This is a genomic window from Aestuariimicrobium soli (genome assembly GCF_051192575.1).
Classification (GTDB): Bacteria; Actinomycetota; Actinomycetes; order Propionibacteriales; family Propionibacteriaceae; genus Aestuariimicrobium; species Aestuariimicrobium soli.
Genome location: NZ_JBPJSQ010000001.1, coordinates 68470 through 90700, shown reverse-complemented (window position 1 = coordinate 90700; position 22231 = coordinate 68470). Strand labels below are relative to the sequence as shown.

The 22231-nt window shown below is 71.1% G+C and carries 20 protein-coding genes; 5 read left to right on the top strand and 15 right to left on the bottom strand.

Translation table 11 applies throughout. The annotated features are described in order from the left end of the window. Positions 1-25: 25 nt before the first annotated feature. Entirely contained in the window at positions 26-220 is a 195-nt protein-coding gene (locus ACSDQ9_RS00410) for a DUF3046 domain-containing protein (protein ID WP_435142470.1), read from the bottom strand. Positions 221-285: 65 nt separating this feature from the next. Here ACSDQ9_RS00410 and ACSDQ9_RS00405 point away from each other — a divergent pair, with 65 nt between their 5' ends. Both ACSDQ9_RS00405 and ACSDQ9_RS00400 read left to right on the top strand, forming a co-directional pair. Continuing rightward, entirely contained in the window at positions 286-4788 is a 4503-nt protein-coding gene (locus tag ACSDQ9_RS00405) for an ATP-dependent helicase (protein ID WP_435142469.1), read from the top strand. 115 nt (positions 4789-4903) lie between these two features. Further along, entirely contained in the window at positions 4904-5665 is a 762-nt protein-coding gene (locus ACSDQ9_RS00400; RefSeq protein ID WP_435142760.1) for a DeoR/GlpR family DNA-binding transcription regulator, read from the top strand. 90 nt (positions 5666-5755) lie between these two features. Here ACSDQ9_RS00400 and ACSDQ9_RS00395 read toward each other — a convergent pair whose 3' ends face one another. The 10 genes from ACSDQ9_RS00395 to ACSDQ9_RS00350 all read right to left on the bottom strand — a co-directional run bounded on the left by ACSDQ9_RS00395 (position 5756) and on the right by ACSDQ9_RS00350 (position 17057). Continuing rightward, entirely contained in the window at positions 5756-6031 is a 276-nt protein-coding gene (locus tag ACSDQ9_RS00395; RefSeq protein WP_435142467.1) for a helix-turn-helix domain-containing protein, read from the bottom strand. Positions 6032-6174: 143 nt separating this feature from the next. Beyond that, complete coding sequence (locus tag ACSDQ9_RS00390) at positions 6175-6657, bottom strand: CinA family protein (RefSeq protein ID WP_435142466.1); 483 nt, start codon at positions 6655-6657, stop codon at positions 6175-6177. Then, entirely contained in the window at positions 6654-7259 is a 606-nt protein-coding gene (pgsA, locus tag ACSDQ9_RS00385) for a CDP-diacylglycerol--glycerol-3-phosphate 3-phosphatidyltransferase (RefSeq protein WP_435142464.1), read from the bottom strand. Before pgsA ends, ACSDQ9_RS00390 begins: the two co-directional genes overlap by 4 nt. Next, a complete protein-coding gene (rimO, locus tag ACSDQ9_RS00380) occupies positions 7256-8698 on the bottom strand; it encodes a 30S ribosomal protein S12 methylthiotransferase RimO (RefSeq protein WP_435142462.1) in 1443 nt (480 codons plus the stop codon). Before rimO ends, pgsA begins: the two co-directional genes overlap by 4 nt. 19 nt (positions 8699-8717) lie before the next feature. Continuing rightward, positions 8718-9923 (bottom strand): hypothetical protein, encoded by a 1206-nt coding sequence (locus tag ACSDQ9_RS00375; RefSeq protein WP_435142461.1) that lies wholly within the window; start codon positions 9921-9923, stop codon positions 8718-8720. Next, positions 9920-11077: a hypothetical protein gene (locus tag ACSDQ9_RS00370; RefSeq protein WP_435142459.1), complete on the bottom strand. Its 1158-nt coding sequence runs from the start codon at positions 11075-11077 to the stop codon at positions 9920-9922. Before ACSDQ9_RS00370 ends, ACSDQ9_RS00375 begins: the two co-directional genes overlap by 4 nt. Positions 11078-11088: 11 nt before the next feature. Then, on the bottom strand, positions 11089-12294 hold the full coding sequence (locus ACSDQ9_RS00365) for a hypothetical protein (RefSeq protein WP_435142457.1): 1206 nt from the start codon (positions 12292-12294) through the stop codon (positions 11089-11091). Positions 12295-12297: 3 nt separating this feature from the next. After that, on the bottom strand, positions 12298-13401 hold the full coding sequence (locus ACSDQ9_RS00360; RefSeq protein ID WP_435142455.1) for a hypothetical protein: 1104 nt from the start codon (positions 13399-13401) through the stop codon (positions 12298-12300). A gap of 35 nt (positions 13402-13436) precedes the next feature. After that, positions 13437-16040 carry an FtsK/SpoIIIE family DNA translocase gene (locus ACSDQ9_RS00355; protein ID WP_435142453.1) on the bottom strand — a complete coding sequence of 868 codons (2604 nt, stop codon included), beginning with the start codon at positions 16038-16040 and terminating at the stop codon, positions 13437-13439. Positions 16041-16106: 66 nt separating this feature from the next. Next, entirely contained in the window at positions 16107-17057 is a 951-nt protein-coding gene (locus ACSDQ9_RS00350; RefSeq protein WP_435142451.1) for a thiamine-phosphate kinase, read from the bottom strand. An 87-nt stretch (positions 17058-17144) separates the two neighbouring features. Here ACSDQ9_RS00350 and ACSDQ9_RS00345 point away from each other — a divergent pair, with 87 nt between their 5' ends. Then, on the top strand, positions 17145-17378 hold the full coding sequence (locus ACSDQ9_RS00345) for an Lrp/AsnC ligand binding domain-containing protein (protein ID WP_435142450.1): 234 nt from the start codon (positions 17145-17147) through the stop codon (positions 17376-17378). Beyond that, complete coding sequence (locus ACSDQ9_RS00340) at positions 17378-17836, top strand: DUF3515 family protein (protein WP_435142448.1); 459 nt, start codon at positions 17378-17380, stop codon at positions 17834-17836. Before ACSDQ9_RS00345 ends, ACSDQ9_RS00340 begins: the two co-directional genes overlap by 1 nt. Before the next feature lie 35 nt (positions 17837-17871). On the opposite strand, the gene ACSDQ9_RS00335 is transcribed toward ACSDQ9_RS00340, so the two are convergent. Together ACSDQ9_RS00335 and ACSDQ9_RS00330 are read right to left on the bottom strand one after the other, a co-directional pair. Next, positions 17872-18981 carry a D-alanine--D-alanine ligase family protein gene (locus tag ACSDQ9_RS00335; protein WP_435142446.1) on the bottom strand — a complete coding sequence of 370 codons (1110 nt, stop codon included), beginning with the start codon at positions 18979-18981 and terminating at the stop codon, positions 17872-17874. A gap of 48 nt (positions 18982-19029) precedes the next feature. Next, entirely contained in the window at positions 19030-19863 is an 834-nt protein-coding gene (locus ACSDQ9_RS00330) for a lysophospholipid acyltransferase family protein (RefSeq protein WP_435142444.1), read from the bottom strand. A gap of 31 nt (positions 19864-19894) precedes the next feature. On the opposite strand from ACSDQ9_RS00330, the gene ACSDQ9_RS00325 reads away from it, so the two are divergent. Continuing rightward, the gene (locus ACSDQ9_RS00325; RefSeq protein WP_435142443.1) at positions 19895-20107 is read left to right on the top strand and encodes a hypothetical protein; all 213 of its coding nucleotides are present in this window, start codon (positions 19895-19897) and stop codon (positions 20105-20107) included. A 15-nt stretch (positions 20108-20122) separates the two neighbouring features. Here ACSDQ9_RS00325 and leuD read toward each other — a convergent pair whose 3' ends face one another. Both leuD and leuC read right to left on the bottom strand, forming a co-directional pair. Further along, positions 20123-20731, bottom strand: a complete 609-nt coding sequence (leuD, locus tag ACSDQ9_RS00320) for a 3-isopropylmalate dehydratase small subunit (protein WP_435142442.1) — start codon at positions 20729-20731, stop codon at positions 20123-20125. A gap of 6 nt (positions 20732-20737) precedes the next feature. After that, positions 20738-22189, bottom strand: a complete 1452-nt coding sequence (gene leuC / locus ACSDQ9_RS00315; RefSeq protein WP_435142441.1) for a 3-isopropylmalate dehydratase large subunit — start codon at positions 22187-22189, stop codon at positions 20738-20740. Between the last annotated feature and the right edge of the window lie 42 nt (positions 22190-22231).

Sequence of the window (22231 nt, the reverse complement as noted above, 5' to 3'; positions counted from 1 at the left end):
TCGAGCCACGACTCCCGGGTCGGGCTCAGCGGTGCACGAGCGGCAGTTCGAGTTCGGCCCACACGGCCCGCCAGACGGTCTTGCAGTCGACACCGGCGGCGAGGGCCTCCTCGACCGTTCGTCCGCCCAAGGACGACATCGACTGGTTCTCGGCCCAGTGCAGGGCATAGGTCGCCCCGAGGTGTTGGGCCATCCGTGCCCTCAACTCGGTCTCGCGCATGGCCGCAACCCTAGCGCCGACGAGAGCTGCTGGAAATGTCCGACCGGTCTGCAACGATGCTGACCATGACCACCCACCCGGCCCTCGCGCCGTTCTCGCCCGCGACCCGGGAGTGGTTCACCGATGCCTTCACCGCCCCCACCGCGGCGCAGGCCGGCGCGTGGGAGGCCATTTCGTCAGGCCGGCACAGCCTGTTGATCGCCCCGACCGGCTCGGGCAAGACGCTCGCCGCGTTCCTGCACAGCATCGACCGACTGATGGCCACCCCGTCGTCGGCCACGCGCGAACCGGGCGTGCGGGTGCTCTACGTCTCCCCGCTGAAGGCGCTCGCCGTCGACGTCGAACGCAACCTCAGCGCACCGCTGCGCGGCATCCAGTTGGCGGCCGAGCGGCGCGGTGACGCGGTGCCGCGGGTGTCGGTGGCGGTGCGCACCGGTGACACCCCGCCCAGCGAACGGCGCCGTCAGCTCGTGCGCCCGCCCGACATTCTGATCACCACCCCCGAGTCGCTGTTCCTGATGCTCTCCGGTCAACATGCGGCGACCCTGGCCGACCTCGATCTGGTGATCGTCGACGAGATCCACGCGCTGGCCGGCACGAAGCGCGGAGCCCATCTCGCCCTGAGCCTCGAACGCCTCGATGACCTCCACTCCCGCGGAGGGGCCCAGCGGGTCGGGCTCTCGGCGACGGTGCGACCGCCCGAACGGGTGGCCGCCTTCCTGGGGGGCGACCGACCGGTGACCCTCGTCCAGCCGGCCGCACAGAAGCGCTGGGACCTGCACGTCGAGGTGCCGGTCGCCGACATGACCGAGCTCGCGCTGCCCCCCGATCCGGAAACCGGGGCCAGCGAGCCCAACCAGTCGATCTGGCCGTTCATCGAACAACGGGTGCTCGACCTCGTCGAGCCGCACCGCTCGACGCTGTGCTTCGTCAATTCTCGCCGGGTTGCCGAGCGGCTCACGGCTCGGCTCAACGAACAGTGGGCCGTGCGCCTCGGCAGTGAGGCCACTCCCCCGTCGGTGCCCGCGCAGGTGATGGCCCAGTCGGGAGTGGGGTCCGGACGCGAGTTCCACGCCGGCCAGACGCTCGCGCGCGCCCATCACGGCTCGGTGAGCAAGGAACGTCGGGCCCAGATCGAGGACGACCTCAAGTCGGGTCGGCTGGCGTGCGTGGTGGCGACCTCGTCGTTGGAACTGGGCATCGACATGGGCGCCGTCGACCAGGTGATCCAGATCTCGTCGCCCCCGTCGGTGGCCTCGGGGTTGCAACGCGTCGGACGAGCCGGGCACCAGGTCGGCGCCGTCTCCCGCGGGGTGGTGCTGCCGACCCACCGCGGCGACCTGCTCGAGGCGGGAGTGATCGCCGAACGGATGGTGTCGGGCCAGATCGAGGAGGTCCCGAGGATCACCAATCCGCTCGACGTGCTGGCGCAGCAGCTGGTGAGCATGTGCGTCGAGCAGGCCGTCCCCGCCGCTGAGGCCGCCCGACTGGTGCGCCGCAGCGATCCCTACCGTGACCTGCCGGAGTCGGCCTTCGAGGCCACCCTCGACATGTTGACGGGCCGCTATCCCAGCGACGACTGGTCCGAACTTCGGCCCCGGCTGGTCTGGGACCGTGCCACCGACCTGCTGACGGCTCGTCCGGGTGCCAAGCGGCTGGTCACGACGTCGGGGGGCACGATTCCCGACCGCGGATTGTTCGGGGTGTTCCTGGCCGGCGACGGCGCCGGTCGACGCGTGGGTGAACTCGACGAGGAGATGGTCTACGAGTCACGGGTCGGTGATCTGTTCACCCTCGGCACGAGCACCTGGCGGATCGAGGAGATCACGCCACACCAGGTGCTGGTCACACCCGCACCCGGGCAGCCGGGTCGGCTGCCGTTCTGGCACGGCGACGCCAACTCCCGCCCGCTGGAGCTGGGTCGGGCGCTGGGTGAGTTCACCGACCGGCTGCAGGCGGCACCCGAGAACCGGGCCGCTCAGCTCGCCGCCCGTGGCCTCGACACCTGGGCGATCGACAATGCGATCGCCCACCTCGACGAACAGCAGCGGGCCACGGGCGTCGTGCCCGGCGCATCCACGGTGGTGGTCGAGCGGTGCCGCGACGAACTCGGCGACTGGCGCGTGCTCGTGCACGCCGCCTGGGGCAACGCCGTGCTCGCCCCGTGGGCGATGGTCATCGAGTCCCGGGCTCGCGAGCGGTTCGGTGTCGAGGCCCGTGCCACCGCCACCAATGACGGCATCATTGTGCGGATTCCCGACGTGGAGCGCACCCCGCCGGGTCTCGACCTGCTCGACCTCGATCCCGACGACCTCGACCAGGTGCTGGCCGGCGAGATCTTCGGCAGCGCGTTGTTCGCGTCGCGATTCCGCGAGTGCGCGGCTCGCGCGCTGCTGTTGCCCCGGCGCGACCCCCACCGACGATCCCCCCTGTGGCAGCAGCGCATGCGCTCGGCCCAGCTGCTGCAGGTGGCCAGCCGCTTCCCCGATTTCCCGATCGTGCTGGAGACGCTGCGGGAGTGCCTGGAAGATGTCTTCGACCTGCCGGGCCTGAGAGCCCAGCTCGCGGCGGTGGCGGCGCGCCGCATCCGGGTGGTCGAGGTCGAGACCGACCAGCCTTCCCCGTACGCGCGCAACCTGCTGTTCGCCTACGTGGGCGAGTTCATCTACGACTCCGACCAGCCGCTGGCGGAACGCACCCTGGCGGCGGCCGGTATCGACCAGAACCTGCTGGCCGAACTGCTGGGCCGCTCCGGCGAGGTGGCCGATCTGCTCGATCCCACCGCTGCCGCGCAGGTCGAGGCCGAGGTGCAGCGCACGGCCGACGACCACCGCGCCGAGACCGCGGAGTCGTGGTGGGACGTGATCCGCACCCTCGGCCCCCTCACCGAGGACGAGGCCCACGCCCGCGCCGACGGTGACTCGCCCGGGTGGTTGGCCGATCTGCTCGCCCACCGGCGCCTCGTCAGCCTGCGCGTCGCCGGCCGTGACCTGCTCGCCACCGCGGACGATCTGGCGCTGCTGCGCGACGGTCTGGGAGTGCCCGTGCCACCCGGGTGGGCGTCGCCGGCACCGGTCACCTCCGAGGAGGCCCTGGCACGACTGCTGGGTCGATGGGTGCGCACCCACGCCGGCACGACGGCTGCCACACTGGACGAACGCCTGGCCCTGCCGCACGGCACCGCCGAGCGCGTGCTCGAGCGCCTCCGCATCGGCGACGGCGAACTCGAGATCCTCGACCACCGCTGGTGGCACCGCTCGATGATCAGGCGGGTCCGCCGGCGGTCGCTGGCGCTGCTGCGCAGCGGCGTGGAACCCGTCGAGCACCGCCAGTACGCCAGCTTCCTGGCCGACTGGCAGGAGACGACCCACCCCACCGAGGGCACCGAGGCGGTGCTGGCCGCGGTGGAGTCCCTCGCCGGTCACCCGATCCCGGCCTCGATGCTGGAATCGCTGGTACTGCCGGCGCGGGTGAGCGACTACCGGCCTTCCATGTTGGACGACCTGCTCGCCCGCGGCGACGTCGTCTGGAACGGCCGTGGGGCCATCGGCACGCGGGACGGCTGGGTGCAGCTGTGGCCGGCAGATCTGGCGCTGCCCGACGCCGGGACGGAGCCCTCGTCCGCTCTCACCGAGGGCATGCTGGCGGCCGCCCGCGGCGGTGGCGCCTGGACGGTCGCCGAGCTGATGGCGGCCGTCGAGGGGCAGAAACTCGAGAGCGCCGAGGGCACCGATGGGCTCTGGGAGCTCGTCTGGGGCGGGTGGCTGACCTCGTCCAGCTTCTCGGCGGTGCGCGAACACGTGAGCCGCGGTGCCCTCAAGACCCCTCGCCGGGCGGCGCCCCGCCGACGGACGATCGCCCGCCCCCTGCGCACGCCTCGTCTCAGCGGCACCCCTGGCCGGTGGTCGATCGTGACCTCGAGTGCCGCCAGCGCCGGCGAGCGCGACCTGCTGGCGGCCTCCGTGCTGCTCAACCGATACGGCGTCATCACCCGCGGGTGTGTGCAGACCGAACCCCTGTTCGGCTCGTTCGGCGCCGCCTACCGGGTGCTGGCGGCCATGGAGGACCAGGGCGGGGTGCGCCGCGGCTACTTCGTCGAAGGGCTCGGCGCCAGCCAGTTCGCCCTTCCGGGTGCCGTCGACCGGGTCCGCGAGGAGCGGCCGGCCGCCGGCGTGAGGCTGCTCGCTGCCTGCGATCCCGCCAACCCGTACGGTGCGGCCCTCCCCTGGCCCGACTCGCCCGCCCATCGCCCCAGCCGCAAGGCTGGCGCCCTGGTGGTGCTCGACGACGCCGCGCCACTGCTCTACCTCGAGCGCGGCGTGCGCACGGTGCTCGCGTTCTCGGCCGACGCCGAGCGGCTGCGGGCGGGCCTGCAGACCCTCACCGACGCCGTGCTGCGACAGTCGATCTCGCCGATGACGATCGAGACGATCAACGGGGAGTCCGCGCTCACCGCGTCGTGGGGTGCAGGCCGGTGGCGCGACCTGCTGGAGGCGGCCGGCTTCGTGATGACTCCGCAGGGATTCCGCCCACGCACCGGTGTCCACCAGGAGAGCGAACGCGCGTGAGCGGCTGAGCGATCGCTAGGCTGTTTGCAGTGAAACGCTCACAGTTGAGTTGATCGGAGTTCCGCGAATGAGCACGTCCGCCGAGGACCAGGCCGGAGGGCGACGGTCGGATCGCATGGTCGCCCTGCTGGCCACCGTCGCCGAGAAGGGCGAGGTGCAGCTCAGCGACCTGGCCGCCATGTTGGGGGCCTCGGCCGCCACGATCCGCCGCGACGTCGCCAGTCTTGCCGAGCAGGGTCTGCTCGTGCGCACCCATGGCGGGGCCCGCCGCGTGAAGCAGGGGGCGGAATTGCCGGTGCAGCTGCGTGACGGACGCAATCGCCGCGCCAAGCAGGCGATCGCCCGTGCCGTCGTCGAGCAGTTGCCCGCCGGAAAGCACGCCATTGCCCTGACCGGTGGCACCACCACCACCGAGGTGCTGCGCGCCCTGCACGCGCGCCGCGACGTCACGCTGATCACGAACTCGGTCTCCCTGGCCCTCGAGGCCGCCAAGGTGGGCCAGCAACGGGTGCTGATCGCCGGTGGGGTGCTGCGCTCGAACTCGCTCGAACTGGTGGGCTCGCTCGCCGAGGCCACCTTCCGCCAGATCAACGTGGGCACCGCGATCGTGGGCTCGGACGGGGTCAGCGTCGACGGCGGCCTGACCACCCATGACGACACCGAGGCCGCCACCAATCACTCCATGATCGAACGCGCACAGATGGTCATCTGTGTCGCCGACGGTTCGAAGATCGGGCGCGTCACGCTGGCGCGGCTGGCCGACCTCAGCGAGATCGACCTGCTGGTCACCGACTCGTCCGCCGATCGCAACGAGCTCGCCAAGATTCGCAAGGCCGGGGTCGAGGTCGTGGTCGTGCCAGCCGGCAACGAGGGCTGAGCCGGACGCAACACGCCCCCGACCCATCGGATCGGGGGCGCGTCCCGTGGCCCGCTCGGGCGGGCCTGACCTGGGGGGCTGGCGGGGGGGTCAGGCGGCCCGTGCCACCACCGGGCGCTGCGGCTGCTCGAGCGCAACCAACTTCTGACTGACGGTGCGCAGCACCTGCGACAGCGGCACGTTCAGGGCGGCGGCGATCGAGGCCAGCAGTTCCGACGAGGCCTCCTTCTGCCCGCGCTCGACCTCCGACAAGTAGCCCAGGCTCACCCGGGCATCCATCGAGACGTCACGCAACGTGCGCCCCTGACCAAAGCGAAGTTCGCGCAGGGTCTCGCCGATCAGCTCTCGCATCAACATTGGCTTCATGGCGCCACCTCTCGTTCACGGTCGACCCGCCACGGCGGCGGTTGACAACAGTGTCAACGCGGGACGGAGGCCGATCATTCCCGCGCAGAGCGAACAAGAATCCAGTCTCACGCCTTCATGGCAACACCTTCAGGCTGGTGACTTCATGGATCCGCGGTCACCGAGCGTTGTGTCAGCTCGATCAGGGCAGCCACGGTTGTCGCCCGCACCGTCTCGCGGTCCCCCGGCACGACCAACCGCTCGGATCGCACGCCCGAGGCGCTGGCCACGGCGATCCACACGGTGCCCGCGGCGACCCCGTCCTGCGGGCCGGGCCCGGCCACCCCGGTGCACGCCAGCCCCAGGTCGACGCCCAGGTTCGTCCGTACCCCGGCGGCCATCTGCTCGGCCACCGCCCGGCTGACGACGCCGTCGGCCGCGATCACGCTGGGATCGACCCCCGCCAGCTGCGTCTTGAGCCGGGTGGCATAGGTCACCAGTCCGCCCACCACCACGGCGGACGACCCGGGCACGCCGGTGAGCGATGCGCTCACCAGCCCGCCCGTGAGCGACTCACAGGTGGCCAGCGTCAGCCCGCGCGCCGCCAGCGACGCGATCAGCGCGGCCGCCGACCCCGGGTCGGTCACGAACGCTGCTCGGCCAGCCAGCGGGCCCGCAGCTTGCGGGCCTCGTTGAGGTAGTCCAGCCCCGTCACCACGGTCAACACGAAGGCCAGACCCATCAGCACCCACGCAATCCACTGCACCCACTCGGGCAGGTGCGGCAGCCACAGCAGGTACAGCCCCAGTGCCACCGACTGCACGAGCGTCTTGGCCTTGCCTCCCCGGTTGGCCGCCATCACCCCGTACTTGAGGATGGCGAAGCGCAGCAGGGTGATGCCCCACTCGCGCACCAGGATGATGATGGTCACCCACCACGGCAGCTCACCGAGAATGCTCAGCCCGACGAAGGCCATGCCCGTCAGCGCCTTGTCGGCCAGAGGATCCCACAGCTTGCCGAAGTTCGTGACCAGGTTGTACTTCCGGGCGATCTTGCCGTCGGCGAAGTCGGTCAGAATGGCCAGCACGAACACGCCCGTGGTGGCCCACCGCCAGCCCAGGTCGTGCGGGTGCGACAACAGCATCCAGGCGAACAGCGGCACCATCACCAGCCGCAGCCCCGTGAGCACGTTGGGAACGTTCCACTGACTGGGCTGTCCGGCCACCTCCGGGGTTGGGGACGCGGTCATCGTCCGACCTCTTCGGCGATCAGGTCGACACCATCGGAGCCGGTGACGGCGGCCAGCACGAAGTCACCGACCGAGGCGTGCGAGCCCTCGATGGTGGTGGTGCCGTCGACCTCCGGGCCCTGATGCTCGGCCCGACCCATCACCTCACCCTCCTCGACGGACTCAACGAGCACGGTCATCACCTCACCGATGCGATCCTCGGCACGCTGGGCGCACAGTTCGGCGGCCAGGTCGGAGAGCTCGGCGGCGCGGGCCTCGACCTCGTCGGGATCAACGTGGTCCGACAGGCCCATGGCCTCGGTCTGGTCTTCGTCGGAGTAGCCGAAGACACCGACCACGTCGAGGCGGGCGTCGATCAGGAACTGCTTGAGAATGTCGACATCGGCCTCGGTCTCACCCGGGAACCCGGCGATCACGTTGGAACGGATGCCCGCCTGCGGCGCCAGAGAGCGCACCTGGTCGATGAGCCCGAGGAAGCTCTCGGCGTCACCGAACCGGCGCATGCGGCGCAGCACCGGCCCCGAGGCGTGCTGGAACGACAGGTCGAAGTACGGGACGACCTTCTCGGTGGCGACCATCGCCTGCACCAGTGAGGGACGAAGCTCGGCCGGCTGCAGGTACGAGACGCGAATCCACTCCAGGCCGTCGACGTCGGAGAGGTCGACCAGTAGCTTCTCGAGGGCGCGGATGTCGCCGAGATCCTTGCCGTAGGAGGAGGAGTTCTCGCTGACCAGGAAGACCTCGCGCACCCCGTGGTCGACCAGCCAGCGCGCCTCCTCGGCGATGTCGGGCGACGTGCGCGACAGGTAGGAGCCGCGGAAGCGCGGGATCGCACAAAAGGCGCAGCGGCGATCGCACCCGGAGGCGATCTTCAGCGGGGCGTAGGGCGAGTTGCCCAGCCGCTTCCTGAGAGTGCGCGGGCCGGTGGCGGGCGCCAGTCCGTCGGGTAGGTCGGCCCGGGTACCAGCACCGTGGCCGGGGATCGCCACCCCGGGGGCGGCGGCGGCCCGCGCCACCGGGGTCAGTGGCAGCAGGGTGCGCCGGTCGCGAGGCACGTGGGCCTCGTGGTGACCGCCCGCGAGGATGGTCTGCAGGCGCCCAGCGATGTCGGAGTAGTCATCGAAGCCCAGCACGGCATCGGCCTCGGGCATCGAGTCGGCCAGATCCTTGCCGTACCGCTCGGCCATGCAGCCGACGGCCACCACGGCCTTCGTCCGCCCCTCTCCCTTCAGGCCGGAGGCCTCCATCAGGGTGTCGATCGAATCCTTCTTGGCCTGCTCGACGAAACCGCAGGTGTTCACCATCACGGTGTCGGCCTCGGCGGCGTCGTCGACGAGTCGGAACCCGCCGGCCTCGAGCCGGGCGGCCAGTTCTTCGGAGTCGACCTCGTTGCGGGCGCAGCCCAAGGTGACCAGATGCACGTTCTTGAGGTCAGTCATGATGCCTCCAGTATCGCATTCAGCGATAGATGGTGAACCGCCGTCGGGTGCCGTCGACGTCGAGGGTCAGGTCGGGGAAGGTGTCCCGGACGCCGGGCAGGTGCCAGAACCGTGCGCCACCCTCGGTGGGAGCGCTGACCGGAACGTCCCCGAGATCCCATTCGACCCGTTCCTCACCGCGGTTCTCCTGCGGGACCACCGACCACACGACCCCCACGACCACCGAGCCGTCGGCCAGGTGCAGTTCGTGCACGATGAGCGGCAACTCGGCGTCGACGTCGAGCGGCAGCGACACCAGCAGATGGGAGTTCTGGCCCGGTTGCGCGACCCCTCTCCGGCTCGTCCGCACCACGGACGTGCCGCCGCGCACGTAGATCAGCCAGTCCTTCCGGCCGGGGAACGGCGCCCCCAGCACGTCGGACGGCCCGTGCACACGCCCAGCCAGGTCACCCCACACGACGCTGGACGATCCCCCGCCCAGTACACCCGGCTCGGCGGCTGCGTAGGTCTGCGTCTGGTCGAGGGTGAACGGTTCGACGCCGTCACCGTGCAGGTCGGCCCAGACGAGTTCGGGGTGGTGCACCAGCAGCAGGCTCCGACTCCGCCGGGACGATGCCCCCGCTCCGGCCCGCGGCACGGGGGGCAGCACGACGGTCGCCGCGTGCAGGGACTCGCGGGGCACCTGTGGCAATGCGGCCAGGGGGGTGACCACTCCCCCCGAGGTCGCAGGTCGCGCCACCCGGGTGACACCGGTCCCGCGATCGAGGGTCAACTGCACGGTGAACGCGTCCCCCCGGATCGCGGAGGGGCGCTGCGGGGGCGGTTGTCGAGTCGTCCACCGCCACAGGCCCGCGGCGGCGCCTGCGGCCACCGGCACGGCGGCCGCGGCGGCGATGACCGTGCGCCGTTTCACCTGGCCGGGCGCGGCCGGGATCGGGCTGCGGGATCGCGTGGCCCGTTCCCGCCACTGGGCCGTGTTGCTCGGACGATCCGCCGCCTCGAGCGTGACCTCCCCGGGCCGGCACAACCGCACCACCATCCTCCGCAGCGCCGGGTCGGCGTCGTCACCCAGCCGCCAACGGCACGCCCAGATCCTGGCGAAGGCCTCGTCGGTGATCGCCTGCACCCGCAGGTCGTCCTGTGGGAGGCCCAGCAGCGCCGCGACCGCCGCCTCGGCCGACGGCCGGGTGGCGCTGACCCAGCGCTCGAACTCGACCCGGTTCACGTGATCTCCTGCGAGCGGGGAACCCCGTCGGGGTCGATCCAGCGCACCTCCACCGGGTGCGCGGGGCTGATCAGCGGACGACACACCACGAGCAGACGTTCACCGCCGCCGGCCACCACGGCACCGCCCAGGTCGACCCCGCGGCGCACCACGCTGAGGTGCTGTCGCCCCAAGGTCGGCACGGCCAGGAACTCCCGACCGTCGCCGAGGTCGGCCCGCTGCACGCCCAGGCCACCCAGACCGGTGGGGTCCACCTGGCGTGCCACGGGGCTCACCAGGACGATCGACCCGGTGGGCCCAACCACGTACCCGGCAACTCCCCCCTCCGGGGTGTCGACGAAGCCGGTGATGACCTGGGTCTGGTCGGCGCGGAAGCTGCGGCCGTCGTGGCGGACCACCAGGGGCGGCTGGTCACCGCCGTCGTACACCGCGAATCCGACGGTCACCTCGTCGAGGCCGAGGGCCAGCCGGCGCAGGGTGGCCGGGTGCACGCCGTAGCTGTCGCCGTCGAGCACGTCGAGTCGTTGCCAGGCACCCTTGGCCCAGGTGACCACCAGTCTGGCTCCGTCGAACAGCTGGAAGAGGCCGCCGACCAGCGGCACCACCACGGTGGTGGGGGTCTCGAGGGGGGTGGCGAGTTCGGTGAGCAGGCGTTCCTGCTGCCGACGTTCGGGGAACCAGACCTGCAACCAGCGCTCCCCTCGCTCGTCGCTGGTCTGGCGCAAGCGCAGGGGCAGTCGGTCGACCACGACCGGCATTCCCCCGTCGGCACCGTGGCGCCACAGGGCGGTGGCGGCCGCCCCCACCGCGACAGCGGTTCCGCCGATCAGGGCCCGGCGGCGGAATCGCTCGTCGCCGCTCTCGATGATGGCCCTGGTGACGAACTGTTGCTCCATCGTGTCGAGCTCGCGCTCACCGGCGGGCCCCCAGACCCCGAGGTCGGCCCAGCGGTGCGCCAACCGGTCCCTCGCCCAGCCGGCCCGCTCGGTGCCCAGCACGCGATCGCGCTGGCGCCACAGATCGCCGAGGGTGGCGTCGACGAGTTGGTCGGCGGTGTGGGCGTCACCGCACAGGGCCAGCGCCAGCGACCGCAGGGCGTCGCCGTGGGTGGTCACGAAGTCCTCGTGATCCTCGGCCCGCTCGCTGGTGACCACGGCCCGACCCCTCAGAAGTTCACGCGGTACTGCACCACGTCGGTGGCGGTGCGCAGGGTGATGCGCTGCTCGGCCGTCTCTCGTCCGCGACTCTGGGGAAGCTGGGCGACATGCCAGAATCGCGCCGTGCCGACGGCCGACGAGGACGCCGCCAGACTCGGCAGGTCCCAGGAGAGGTCGCCGGCCTCATCGGTCATGGCCACCACCAGACCGGTGGAATCGGGCAGCGAGACCGCCAGCGCCGAGACCGCGGGTGCCCCCGACACCGAGGGCAGGTCGACCCATAGGGCCCGCGACACGAGCCGAGGCTGCGACAGGCCCCGCGCCAGGTGTCGGACGACCAGGTGGCCGTTGGCGACGTAGCAGACCCGGGAGGAGTCTCCCGGGAAGGGGGCCTGCACGACGGCGCGGTCGCCGATCACCCGTCCGGTGGCATCGCCCCAGACCAGCCCGGACGCACCGTAGGCCGACAATGCGAACAACCCGGCGGCCATCGGTTCGTCGCGGCTCGTGGCCAGCGGCACCACCGTGGTGTCGACGACGTCGGCGAACACCAGGCCGGGCTGGTGCAGCACCAGGGTCTGCAGGGTGGCGTCGGCGGCCAGCCCCGGCGAGGGCAGCAGCACGCTGGTGGCGTGGGCCGAGTCGACCATGAAGCTGCCCACCAGAGCAGGCAGGGTCGCCGCCCATTGCGGGTCGGAGGTGTACACCCGGGCGGAGCGTCGCTGCCCTCGTCCGACGAGTTCGACGGTCAGGTTGACGCGACTGCCGCCCACGATGGTGGTGCTGGTCGTGTGCACCGACCGGCCCACGGCCACCGCGAGGGTGGCCGCACCAGCGGCGGTGGCGGCGCCCACCCCACCGACGACCAGGGCGCGCCGGTTGACCGCCGCGGCGGACGAGCTCAGCCCGCGCGCCGACTCTGCCCTCGCCCGCAGCGCCAACACGTTCGGAGGGTCGTGCAGGGGCGGCTCGGCCAGCCGGGCGGGTCGGGTGCGGCGCACCAGGGCGGTGCGCAGGGTGTGCACCGGGTCGCGCCAGACTGCCCAGCGACGGGCCCAGACCTCGGCGAAGGCCCGATCAGCGGCGGCCGACGCGGCGCGGTCGTTCTCGTCGGTGCCCAGCAGGCTCGCCGCCGCGGCGGTGACGCTCGAGCGGTGCGTGGCCACGAAGCCGGCGAACTGCTCGGCGGTGAGGGGACGATGCCAGGCGACCATGGCTCAGCCCTCGACCCTGATCGTGACCAGTCCGTCGACCCCGACCACGGTGATGTCGAGGGGATGGTCGGCGCTGACGGGTGGCTCGAGCACTCCGCAGACGAGGGCTCCGTTCTGGAACACCTGGTCGAGGGTCTCGACGGTGCGCCCGTTCCGCTGCAGGTTGGCCGAGACCAGACTCCAGCTCTGCACCACCACGAGCTGGGCGCCGTCGCCCAGGTCGGTGAGGAAGACGGTGGCCTGGTTCTCGTTGCGACCGACCAACACCTCGCGGTGGGGGGATTCGAGCACGAACACGCCCTGGCGCGGCACGAAGTAACCGGTGACCCCGAAGCGGCCCCAGCCGACCACCGCCTGGGGCACGCTGGGCGGTTCCGTGCGGTAGCCGGCCGGCGTGAGGTAGGTGAGCAGCGGCAGTCGGCCCAGCGATCGTCCGACAGCCAGGGCGACCGTGCCCTCGGCGAGGGGCACGAGGGTCGTCCGACTGATCGGGTCGGGGCCGGCATCGGCCACGTCGACGGCCATCACCTCGGGGCGAAGCCACGCCACCACCAGGTCACGTCCGTCGGGCAACGGGGTGAGCGCCAACAACGGACGATCCCGGGTGCTCCGGAACTCGGCCATCAGATCGCCGTCGTGCTTGACCTGCACCACCCGCTGGCCGTCGATCAGCGGGGTGTCGACCTCGACGGTGACGTCATCGATCCGCACCCGGTGCCCGGCGCCGGCGAGTCGCACGGTCTGCCAGACGGTGCCCAGCAGGGCCGCGGACCCGACCGCAGCCGCTGCCACCACGCCGCGGCGGGTGGCCAGGGCGTGCCCCTGGCGCCTCAGGTCGTCCGCACGCTCGTCGGGGGAAATGGGCTCGGCGACCATGACGGGCCAGGCCTGCCTCGCCGCCCAGCGCCGCGCCACCCGCTCGCGGGCGAAGGCTGGCCATTCGGGACTGGAGAGGCGGTGGCGATCGGCCCACACGTCGGCGAAGGCGCCGTCGACCAGCTCGGTGGCCAGCGACGCGTCACCGCTCAGCTGCAGGGCGAACTCCTGCAGCTGAGCCCCGTGTGACGAGGCAAAATCCTCGTGGTCGTCGACGTCATCGTCGTGCATGACCCGACGATAGGCCCCCGTGGGGGTCGCAGTCATCAACCCAACGAGAGGTTGTCCACCACCTGGTCGAGTTCGTCGGGCTTCACCAGCACCTCGCGCGGCTTCGATCCCTCCGAGGGGCCGACCACCCCGCGGGTCTCGAGAATGTCCATCAGCCGGCCCGCCTTGGCGAACCCGACGCGCAACTTGCGCTGCAGCATCGAGGTCGAACCCAACTGCAGTTCGACCACCAGTTTGGCGGCGTCGATGACCAGCTCGAGGTCGTCCCCGATGTCTTCGGCCACCTTCTGCGAGCCGCCGGCGGGGGCCACCACGTCGTCGCGGTACTGCGGCTGCAGTTGCGTCTTGATCGAGTCGACGACGGTGCGCACCTCGCGCTCCCCCACCCAGGCACCCTGCACACGCACCGGCTTGCCGGCGCCCATCGGCAGGAACAGGCCGTCACCCTGACCGACCAGCTTCTCGGCGCCGGGCTGGTCGAGAATGACGCGGGAATCGGTCATCGACGACGTGGCGAAGGCCAGACGCGAGGGCACGTTGGCCTTGATCAGCCCGGTGACCACGTCGGTCGAGGGCCGCTGGGTCGCCAGCACCAGGTGGATGCCGGCCGCGCGGGCCAACTGGGTGATGCGCACGATCGAGTCCTCGACGTCGCGAGGGGCGACCATCATCAGGTCGGCGAGCTCGTCGACCACTACCAGCAGGTAGGGGTAGGGCGCGAGCACCCGCTCCGATCCCTCGGGCACCTTCACCGTGCCGGCCTTGACGGCGGCGTTGAAGTCGTCGACGTGGCGGAAGCCGAAGGCGGCCAGGTCGTCGTAGCGCAGATCCATCTCGCGCACCACCCACTGCAGCGCGTCGGCGGCCTTCTTCGCGTTGGTGATGATCGGTGTGACCAGGTGCGGAATGCCCTCGTAGGCGGTCAGTTCCACGCGCTTGGGGTCGACCAGCAGCAGCCGCACCTCGTCGGGGGTGGCGCGCATCATGATCGAGGTGATCAGGGAGTTGATGAACGACGACTTGCCCGAACCGGTGGCGCCGGCCACCAGCAGGTGCGGCATCTTGGCCATGTTCGCGACCACGAAGCCACCCTCGACGTCCTTGCCCAGACCCACGGTCATCGGGTGGTGGTCGTTGGTGGCCCTCGCCGAGCGCAGCACGTCGCCCAGCGAGACGATCTCCTTGTCGACATTGGGGATCTCGATGCCGATGGCCGACTTGCCGGGGATCGGCGACAGGATGCGCACCTCGGGCGAGGCCACCGCGTAGGCGATGTTCTTCGACAGCGCGGTCACCTTCTCGACCTTCACCGCCTGGCCGAGCTCGACCTCATAGCGGGTGACCGTCGGACCACGCGTGTAACCGGTGACGGTCGCGTCGATGTCGAACTGGGTGAGCACCTCGGTCAGGCGCGCCACGATGGCGTCGCTCGCGGGCGTCTTCGCCTTGGGGGCGGTGCCCGCCTTCAGCACGGACGATTCCGGCAGCACGTACTGCACGTCGCCCGAGAGCACCAGCTGCTCGACCCGGGCGGGGGCCGGGGTGTGCGGCGGGGCCTCCAGCTTGGGCTCGGGCGGGAGGCCGATCTGTGTGCGGCCCGCCTCGCCCTCGACCTCGGCGGGCTGCTGCGGCAGCCGGTCACCGGGCTGGCGGCGCACCGACTCGACGGCGTCGTGGTCGTAGACGTCGCCGGCCAGGCTGTCGTGGGACAGGGTCGCGTTCTCGTCCAGGTGGTCGGGCCCGTCCAGGTCGTCCGGTTCGGGGCCGTCGGAGATCAGCGGCGAGTCATAGGCGCGGTCGACCTCGGTGACCTGGGCGGCGCGGCGCTCGGCGCGCTCGGCCTGGTGGGCCTTGGCGCGGGCGTGGTGCTCACGCACCCGGTCGGCGATCTCCCACAGCGGCATGCCGATGATCACGATCACGCCGAACAGGGTGAGCAGCACCAGCAGCGGCACGGCCACCCACACGGTCAGCAACTGCGTGAGCATCGATGACGAGATGTAGCCCAGCGCTCCCCCGGCGGCCCGCAGTGCCGGGGCCTCGGCCGGCGAAGGCGAGCCCTTCATGATGTTGATGATGCCGAGCACACCGAGGAAGAAGACGCTCCAGCCGACCACCTGACGGCCGGTGGGTCCGTTCTTCTGCGGGTGCCTCAGCGTGCGCCACGCCATGCCCAGGCAGAACAGCGGCAGGGCGTAGCTGATGGCACCGAACACCGTGGAGATGCCGACCTCGAGCCAGTGGCCCACCGGGTCGGGCAGACCGAACCAGAAGACGGCGGCGACCACGATCGCCGATCCGAGCAGGAACAGGCCGGCACCGTCGCGGCGCAGTTCCGGATCGACCTCGAGAGCGGTGTCACCCACCTTGCGGGCGCCGTTCCCGACCAGACTGGCACTGCCTCGCCACAGCGACGACAGTCCGCGGCCCAACGAACCCTGCGAGGGTGCCGACGAGCGGCCCCTCGACGTGGTCGAGCGGCTGCTGCCCGATCGGGGGCTCCCGGAACGGGGGCTGCCGGAACGGGCGGTGGACTTGGAGGAACTTCCGGACGACCGGGTGCCGGACGAGGGCCGCGCCGAGGACTTCGACGTGGACTTGCCCGACGACCGCGGTGGGGAAGACGCGCGGGTCGCCATGTTCGAATGCTAACGCACGCGGCTCGAACGAAAGGGGGCTGCCACGCCGGGCGAACCCATGCCGGATCAGCCGAAATGACTGAATCCGCCGGGCCCCTCCCACGGATCGCCGTCGACCAACACCTGGGGCTCGGCCCCGTCGGCGGCCTCGAGCACCCGCCCGATGACCTCCCAGTCGTCGGGCACCAGTCCGGGCTCGAAACAGGCGACCAGGGCATGGTCCTCTCCCCCGGTGAGCACGAACGACAGGGGGTCGGCCCCCGTGGCCTGGGCGACGACGGTCAGGGGCTCGTCCACGGTCAGCCTCGCCGTGTCGAGATCGATCACCACGCCGGAGGCGGTGGCGATGTGCCCCAGGTCGGCGAGCAGCCCGTCGGAGACGTCGCACATCGCCGTGGCTCCGGCGCTGGCCGCGAGCCGACCCTGCCCGTAGGGCACCTGTGGAGTGCGCTGGGCCTCGACGGCCGCCCGCGGCGACCTGAATCCTCGCCGCAGCACGGCCAGGCCCGCGGCGGCCCAGCCCAGTCGTCCGACGGTGGCCACCACCTGACCGGCGGCCGCGCCGCTGCGCAGCACCGGTGCCCGCCCCTCGGTCTGGCCCACCACGGTGACGCAGACGGTGATCACCGAGGCAGCCGTGGTGTCGCCCCCGACGACGGTGATGCCGGCCTCCGCGGCCTCCTGCCGCAGGCCGGTCATGAACTCCTTGGCCCAGGTCAGGGGCGTCGAGGCCGGCGCACCGAGGGCGACGACCAGACTCACCGGGGTGGCCCCCATCGCCTCGAGGTCGGCCACGTTGACGGCCACGGCCTTGCGGCCGACGTCGGCCCCCGACGACCAGTCGGTGCGGAAGTGCACGCCCTCGATCAGCAGGTCGGTGGAGCAGACGGCCGAGCCGTTGACCAGGAAGACGGCGGCATCGTCGCCGGGCCCGACCGACACGGCGGCGCTCCGGTCGAGGTCACGGGTCAGGCGATCGATCAGGGCGAACTCGCCAACCTCGCCGATGGTCTGCATCTCATCTCCCGAACTCACCTGTTGTGGACGCCGTTCACGCTACCGTGAGCCGCACACCGCACCAGTGCGACGGGCAGGAGTGAAACCATGGTCAACGCCTACATCTTGGTCCAGACGAACGTGGGCAAGGCGGCCGAGGTCGCCGTAGCCATTCGCCAGATCGCGGGCATCACGTTGGCCGAGGACGTCACCGGCCCCTACGACGTGATCGTGCGCGCCGAGGCGGAATCCGTCGACGAACTCGGCCAGATCGTGGTGGCCCAGGTGCAGGCGGTCGCGGGCATCACCCGCACCGTGACCTGCCCCGTGGTCAACATTTGATGTCACGCGCCCTCGCGGGGGCGGCGTGCGTGCTGCTCGCGGCCGCGGCCGGCTGTTCGTCCAACGAACCGCCCGCGGCCACCGATCACACCCCCGATGCCGCAGGGCTGAGTGCCTGCAGGCAGGTCTTCGCCGCGCTGCCCACCACGGTGGGTGGCGCCACCGGGCTGCTCAACCAAGCCGGACGAGTGGCCTACTGGGGCGACGGCGAGCACCGGGTGGTGCTGCGCTGCGGGATCGAGCGCCCCGCGGGGTTGGAGGCCAGCAGCCGCTGCGACGTGGTCAACGGGGTGGGTTGGTGGGCCGAGAAGACCGAGGCGGGCTACCGGTTCACCACGATCGGACGAGCGGCCTTCCTGCAGGTCGAGGTGCCCTCGGCCCACGCACCCGAGGCCGATGTGCTCAACGAGCTCAGCGGCGCCGTCTCCCAGGATCCCGTGGTGACGCCCTGTTCGTGAGGGCCAGCGTTCCTGACCGACAGTGTTCTTGGGCGTCAGCGCAGCCCGAGCGGGCGAGCCAACGCCAACTGGATCAGCTCGTCGATCAGGTCACCGTAGGGCAGCCCCGACTTCTCCCACAGCTGCGGGTACATGGAGTACTGGGTGAACCCGGGCATGGTGTTGATCTCGTTGACCAGCACCTCACCGCTGTCGAGCACGAAGGTGTCGACGCGGCCGAGACCCTCGGCTCCGATCGCCTCGAAGGTGTGCACGGCCAGTTCCTGCACCCGCCGCTGCAGGCCCTCGTCGATGGTGGCCGGAATGTCGAGGGCCACCTGTTCGCCGGGCAGGTATTTGGCGTCGAAGTCGTAGAAGCCCGAACCGTCGACCATGCGAATCTCGCCCACCAGTGAGGTGCGAGGCACGCCGCCCTCACGCGACGACAGCACGGCACACTCCACCTCCCGGCCGACGATCCCCTGCTCGATGACCACCTTCGGGTCGTGGGCCCGAGCCGCCTCGATGGCGTCGGCGAGGGCGGCCCGGTCGTCCACCTTCGTGATCCCGATGGACGAACCGGCGCGCGCCGGCTTCACGAACAGGGGCAGCTGCAGCCGCTCGAGGCGGGCGAGTGCCGCCTCGCGGTCGAGCACCCACTGGCTGGGGGTGATCACCTCGTAGGGCCCCTGCGGCAGCCCGGCGGCGGCGAAACAGGCCTTCATCAGGTGCTTGTCCATACCGTTGGCGCTGGCGGCCACGCCCGCGCCCACGTAGCGCACCCCGTGCATCTCGAACAGCCCCTGAATGGTGCCGTCTTCGCCGAAGGGGCCGTGCAGCAGCGCGAAGGCGACGTCGATGGGTCGCGGTTCGTCGAGGGTGGAGCCGTCGCGCACGGCCAGCCCCGGTCCGCGGCCCGTCGAGACGAGCACGACCTCGGGCCCGGCCGGGGAGACCGACGGCAGTCGTCCGTCAACGGTCTGCATGGCGGCGGCCCGCTCGGGGTCGACGAGCGTCCAACGCCCCGACGGGGCGATGCCGACGCAGACCACCTCGTAGCGGTCGTGGTCGAGGGCGGCGAGCACTCCGGCGGCGGTCAGGCACGAGACCCCGTGCTCCGACGAGGCACCTCCGAAGACCAGGGCGACACGGGTGCGACTGCTCATGCTTGATCCTCTGCTCACACGGGCCGCGGGGGCACGGCCTCGTCCACCCTAGTGCCCCGCGGCTGCCCCGGGGCCCTCGACCTGGGGCGACTGGGGCACGCGTTGGCCGACGCGAGCATCCCACCGCCCGGCCGGCGCCTCCTCGCCGCGCAGGTCGGCCACCAGGGCGGTGAGGGCGTCCATGATGCGCGCCGAGGCGCACTGCACGGCCTCGCGCTCGCGGTCGGTGCCCATCAGCGGCCGCAGGTCGTCGAGGTCGACGGGTTCGCCGCAGCTCACCTGGATCAGTTTGCGCGGGAAGAACCGGGGCAGCCCCATGGAGGTGCCGCCGATGACGTGGTTGGCCCCCCACTGCCCGATCGGCACGACCGGGTGGTCGGTGGTGAGGGCGAGCCGAGCGGCCCCCGTGCGCGCCGTCATCGGCCAGGTGTCGGGGTCACGGGTGAGCGTTCCCTCGGGGTACATGGCCACACACCGCCCCCGATCGAGGGCCTGTTCGGCGGCGACCAGCGCCTGGGCGGCCGTGGCGGCGCCCCGGTCGACGGGGATCTGCTCGCAGGCGCGGGCCAGCCAGCCGATGACGGGTGTCTTCCACAACTGCACCTTGCCCAGGTAGCGGGGCCATCGTCCCGACCAGATGACGAACTCACCGAGGGCGACGGCGTCGAAGTAGCTGAGGTGGTTCGACACCACGAGCACCCCACCGGTTTGCGGAAGCCGCCCGCTGCCGCGCCAGTCACGCCGCACCAACAGGCTCATGCCAGCATGGGCAAACCTGGCCAGGTTGGTGTAGACGGTGCCGCCGGGTTCGCGGTTGGCCTGGCGCAGGGTGAGCTTCAGCCGATGGTTCGACTCGCGTGGCGGGAGCGGATGCTGCGTCATGGCGCCCAAACTAGCGCCTACGATCGCTGGCGTGAACGAGCCCCTCCCCACCCGCGTGGCAGCAACCGTGACCGGCAACTCCCCCACCGGCGACTCCCCCACCGGCTGGCGCGCCCTCACCGACGACGGTAGCGAACTCGATCTGCCCAGGACGGCCGCGACCCGGCTGCGAAGGTTGCAGCCGGGTCAGCGGGTGACCGTCGAACTGGTCGACGGCGAGGTCGTGCGGGTGTCGATCGGGTGAGGACCCGCGCTCGGCTCAGTCGGCCGTGCGCGCCGGAATGGTGGCCGGCTTGAACGACGGACGAGTGGCCTCGTAGGCGGAGATCTTGTCTTCGTGCTGCAGGGTCATCGAGATGTCGTCGAGCCCCTCGAGCAGACGGTGACGGGTGAAGTCGTCGATCTCGAAGTCGAAGGTGGTGCCGTCGGGCAGCGAGATCTGCTTGTCCTGCAGGCAGACCTCGATCTGCGAGCCCGGGTTGGCCTCGATCCAGTTCCACAACTGCTCCACGACGTCCTGCTCGACGCGGGCGATCAGCAGCCCGGCCTTGCCGGAGTTGTTGCGGAAGATGTCGCCGAACCGGCTGCCGATGACCACCTTGAAGCCGTAGTTCTGCAGCGCCCAGACGGCGTGCTCGCGCGACGAACCAGTGCCGAAGTCGGGGCCGGGCACCAGGATCGTCCCGCCCTGGTAGGCCTCCTGGTTGAGCACGAAGTCGGGGTCGTTGCGCCAGGCGGCGAACAGCCCGTCCTCGAAGCCGTCGCGGGTGATCCGCTTGAGGTAGACGGCCGGGATGATCTGGTCGGTGTCGACATTGCTGCGGCGCAGGGGCACCGGCACACCGACGTGGTTGGAGAACTTGTCCATTGTTGTTCAGCCCTTCAGGTCGGACGAGACGAGGTCGGCGGCGTCGAGATCGGCCGGCGCGGCGAGGTGGCCGGTGATGGCGGTGGCGGCGGCGACGGCCGGCGACACCAGGTGGGTGCGCCCACCCTTGCCCTGGCGACCCTCGAAGTTGCGGTTCGAGGTCGACGCGGCCCGCTCGCCGGGGGCCAGCTGGTCGGGGTTCATGCCCAGGCACATCGAGCACCCGGCGGCGCGCCACTCGGCACCCGCGGCCAGGAAGACCTTGTCGAGGCCCTCGATCTCGGCCTGCAGCCGCACCCGGGCCGAGCCGGGAACGACCAGCATGCGCACCGAGTCGGCGATCTTCTTGCCCTCGAGCACACCGGCCGCGAGGCGCAGGTCTTCGATGCGGCCGTTGGTGCAGGAACCCAGGAAAACGGTGTCGACGGCGATCTCGCGCATCGGGGTGCCGGCGGTCAGGCCCATGTACTCCAGGGCCTTCTCGGCGGCGGTGCGGTCGACCGGATCGTCGAACTGCTCAGGCGTGGGCACCGTGGCGCCCAGCGGTACGCCTTGGCCCGGGTTGGTGCCCCAGGTGACGAAGGGGGTGAGCTCGGTGGCGTCGATCACGACCTCACGGTCGAAGGTCGCGCCCTCGTCGGTCTTCAGCGTCTTCCAGTACTCGACGGCGGCATCCCAATCGGCACCCTGCGGGGCGTGCGGTCGTCCCTGCAGGTAGTCGAAGGTGGTCTGGTCGGGGGCCATCATGCCGGCCTTGGCGCCCCACTCGATCGACATGTTGCAGATGGTCATGCGCCCCTCCATCGACATCTGCTCGATGGTGGTGCCGCGGTACTCCACGATGTAGCCCTGACCGCCGCCGGTGCCCACCTTGGCGATCAGCGCCAGCACGACGTCTTTGGCGGTGACGCCCGCGGGCAGGTCACCGTTGATGGTGACGGCCATCGTCTTGGGACGAGCCTGCGGCAGGGTCTGGGTCGCCAGCACGTGCTCGACCTCGGAGGTGCCGATGCCGAAGGCGATGGCACCGAAGGCGCCGTGGGTGGAGGTGTGCGAGTCGCCGCACACGATCGTCATGCCCGGCTGGGTGACGCCCAGCTGGGGGCCGATGATGTGCACGACGCCCTGGTCCTTGTCGCCCAGGGAGTGGATGCGGATGCCGAACTCGGCCGCGTTCTTGCGCAGCGTGTCGACCTGGGTGCGGCTGACCGGGTCGGCGATCGGCTGGTCGATGTTGAGGGTCGGGGTGTTGTGGTCCTCGGTGGCCAGGGTCAGGTCGGGTCGACGCACCGGACGACCCGCCAGGCGAAGGCCAGCGAAGGCCTGCGGGCTGGTGACCTCGTGCACCAGGTGCAGGTCGATGAACAACAGGTCGGGTTCACCCTCGGCCTGACGCACGACGTGGGCGTCCCAGACCTTGTCGGACAGGGTCTGGGGACGAGTGGCAGTGGTGGACATGCAAGACCTCGATGCGATGAGTGACTCAGATGATGGGGCGGA